At 49.0% G+C, this 3672-nt stretch carries 2 protein-coding genes; both read right to left on the reverse strand.

Annotated features, from left to right (window positions below; translation table 11 throughout):
* Positions 1–406: 406 nt before the first annotated feature.
* Positions 407–1732, reverse strand: coding sequence for an HlyD family type I secretion periplasmic adaptor subunit (locus KDK15_RS19490; protein ID WP_257297064.1), 1326 nt, complete (start codon positions 1730–1732; stop codon positions 407–409).
* Between the two features lies 1 nt (position 1733).
* Positions 1734–3672, reverse strand: a 1939-nt coding sequence (locus KDK15_RS19495; RefSeq protein WP_257297065.1) for a type I secretion system permease/ATPase, incomplete at its 5' end; no start/stop codon positions are given.

The following is a 3672-nucleotide window of genomic DNA, read 5'->3' on the forward strand; positions in this document are numbered from 1 at the left end:
TCATAAATGCATAACCTCTGTAACCAGAGGTTTGCTACAGAAATACCTTTGACTTTGAAAAGAATCGGAACTCAGGGGTACTCTAGTTAAGTAATCAAACAGAGGACGCCATCGATGGGCTTTAAGCACCTGAGCTCTAAATAGAAACACTATATCAAAATCGAACTGAAAAATGGGACTTTCCAAAAAAAAAATGCAGAAAAACCTTGATGTTCACAGAGTTCTCTGTAGCAGGAATCAGGACGACGCAAGGGGCTGCGGGTTACAGGCACAGGCCCACCGCAGGGCTCAACAGCGACACCAGGGAAAAAGGCTGAAAAGTTCGTCAAATCTATAACTTGAATTCAGGTTATTTTTCCCGGGCAACTCCAGCCCTGTGTCAGTTTTTATTTTCAGCTTAAAATTTTTATCGCTCGCTAAAGGCCAGCTGCCTGGCTCTCAGCACCGGCTTTAACAGATACTCAAGGAGTGTTTTTTTGCCGGTTAAAATATCAACGGAGGCAACCATCCCGACGATAATGGGTCGACTTTTATCACCTTCACGGCCCAGATGGCTATTGTCGGTTTTGATTCTCACCAGATAAAAGCTTTCACCCTGTTCGTCCATAATAGTGTCTGCACTGATATGAGTCAGCTCACCATCAAGGCCGCCATGAATAGTAAAGTCATAGGCAGTAAAGCGAACCGTGGCTTTCTGACCAGGATGCAGGAATGCAATATCCTGTGGCCGGATTCTGGCTTCTACCTCAAGAGTGTCGTCTACGGGAATAAGGTCCATCATCACCATGCCCGGCTGAACAACACCTCCTTCAGTGTTTACAAGAATCTGCTTGACAACCCCTTTCATTGGCGCCTTGACCCGGGTACGTTCCACCTGGTCACTGACTGCTGTTTCTTTTGCAGTTAGTTCATGCAATTGGGCAAGTGTTTCGTTTAACTCTACTCGCGCTTTATTGACAAAGTTCAGTCGTATCTCATTAATACGCTGCTGTATCTCTTCCTGTTGCGCAGCAATTCGCTCAAGATTTTTCTCGGCAATAAGTTTTTCGCCCCGGGTATCACTGACCTGTCGTTCAAGTCGAAGTACCTCTACACGTGATACAGCTCCTTCTGCAGCCAGATCGCGGGCAAGTTGAAGCTCTTCATCCAGCAAAGCAAAGCGGCGTGTCAGCATCTCCCGTTGTTCTTTTGTCTCAAGCGCCTGTTTCTTCTGCTGGGTCAGCTGCTGCTGATAAACACCAATACTACTGCTCAGTTCCAACTGACGGTGATGAAAGAGCTCCTTCTCCCGGTCTGCAAGCAACAGAAGGTTTGCAGTCAACGTCTCAGGCATTACCGGCTCTCCGCCTTCAACTTCTGCCAGCAAACGAGCCCTTCTGGCCATCAACGCATTACGATTGGCCAGCTGCCCCCGGAGGGTAGAAGTAAACCGGGTGTCGTCCATTATCATTAACACCTGTTCCTTTTCTACCAGATCTCCTTCAGATACAAGAATGTCCTCGATAATGCCACCTTCCATATTCTGAACATGCTGAACCTGGCTGGAGGGAATCACCTTGCCCTCTCCACGGGTAATCTCATCCAGCTCACACCAGCTTGCCCAGAGGATAAAAGTCAGAAGACAGAGGGCAACTGTCATGATCAGTGGGCGGCTCCCCCTGGTGATTTTATTGATTTCCGCTTCGCTGGCAGCATGCCAGCCAGAGCCGTGATGGGTGGAGAGCTCACTCATTTCAAGTCACAGCCTCCTCTGCATTTTTCTCTGCGGTCTTCTCTGCTGAGTGATGAGCCTTTTTCGATTCCTTCAGGACATCATGCGTACTCCCACTGACACTGATTTTTCCCTGATCAAGCACCACGATATGGTCCATCACATCCAACTGGTTCATTTTGTGCGTCACCAGAATGACGGTGGTTTCTTTCAGCTCCAGAAGTAGCTGACAAAAACGCGCCTCAGCCTGTGAATCCATGGCGCTGGACGGTTCATCCATAATAATGGCAGCAGGGTTGGTCACCAGGGCCCGAGCCAGACCAACAGCCTGAGCCTGGCCGCCGGACAGGTTACGCCCACCCTCACCGACAATAAAATCAAGACCGGCACTACCAGCCTGAATGATGCTCTGTAGACCGGACTGCTCCAATGCGCTCAAAATATCGCTGTCGCTGATCCCTTCACGATGCATGGTGACATTGTCTCGCAACGAGGCGTTAAACAGTTCCGTGCGTTGCCCAACGTAGCCCACGTGACGGCGAAACCAGTTCGGGTCAATCTGACGAAGATCGATGCCATCAATACCAACCAGTCCTTTAGTTGGTTCCCAGAGTCCCATCAGCAGTTGCAGGAAAGTACTTTTTCCTGACCCCATCCGCCCGAGAACGGCCAGCTTGGTTCCAGCGGGAATCTGCAGATTAATATCACTCAGCAGGTCAGGCGCATTCGGGTAGGCAAACGACATATTGCTTATATAAAAATGGCCCTGAAACGCATCTGGCCTGAGCAGTTTGCGCTCCTCAGGGTAATCTTGGGGCAGGTTCATGATCTGCCCGGTATGATCCAGTGCCTGTACTGTTTTATCATACTGGTTCAATAAGCCAATCACCTGTGAGACCGGGGCAGCACAACGACCGGAAATCATCATGATGGCGATTAACCCGCCCATGGAAAGATCACCCACACTGATGAGATAAACACCAGATATAACCAGCGCAACGGTGTTCAGCTGAAGCATTAATGTGGTGACCTGACCGGTGATGGCCTGCAGATGACGTATTTTAAGCGAGGCATCTGCGACTTCCCGGTTCATTTTGCTCCACTTTTTCTGATTCTGGCTTTCAACATTACAGCTCTTCACAGAAATCAGCCCGAGCAACAATTCCATTAAAAAGCTCTGCCGCTGGGCCGAAGCTCCCTGTTGCCTGGCAATAACGGACTGAAGAGGTCTGTTCAGCAGCCATGCTACGGCCAGGGCAATGCCAATACAGAAAATCGGAATGATTGCCAGCCAGCCACCCAACCAGATCACTAGCCCAAGAAACAGCACAACAAATGGCAAATCGATGAACGCCATGACCGTTGTCGAGGTAATAAAAGAGCGAATGCTGTCAAACTCAGCAAGCTGATTCATGAGGTTACCCGCACTGGCGGGACGACTGGATAGCTTCAGCCCTAACAAGCGATCCATCAGCCGGGAAGATAGTGTCAGATCAACCTGTCGCCCAGCCAGATCAATATAGCGGGATCGGATAAGTCGAGTAACGGCCTCAAAAAAGAAAGCAAGGACAACACCTGTCGCCAGCATCCACAGCGTTTCAAATGCCTGGTTAGGCACAACCCTGTCGTATACGTTCATAACAAACAGAGGTGATACCAGGGCAAAAAGATTGACCAGCAAACTGGCCAGCAGCACATCTCTATAGACACGCCAATAAGGAGCAAGGGCATGCCAGAACCATGAGTAAACGGAAGCCTGCTTATTGTTATAAGTGGTTTCTGTGTCGGTTGTATGCACTTTAATCATGGTAGCTAGTTGAAAAATGGTTACAGCTGGATGATTGGTAATCTGAGGCTCAGAACGATACAAGTTATATGCTTTATACGTTGTACGAAAAAAGTTGGTTTTGGCAGCATCAGTGAATAAAAGGTGTTCTAGGAGGCTGTCCGAGAATAGCGCC

It is taken from the genome of Endozoicomonas sp. YOMI1 (assembly GCF_024606345.1).
Lineage (GTDB): Bacteria > Pseudomonadota > Gammaproteobacteria > Pseudomonadales > Endozoicomonadaceae > Endozoicomonas.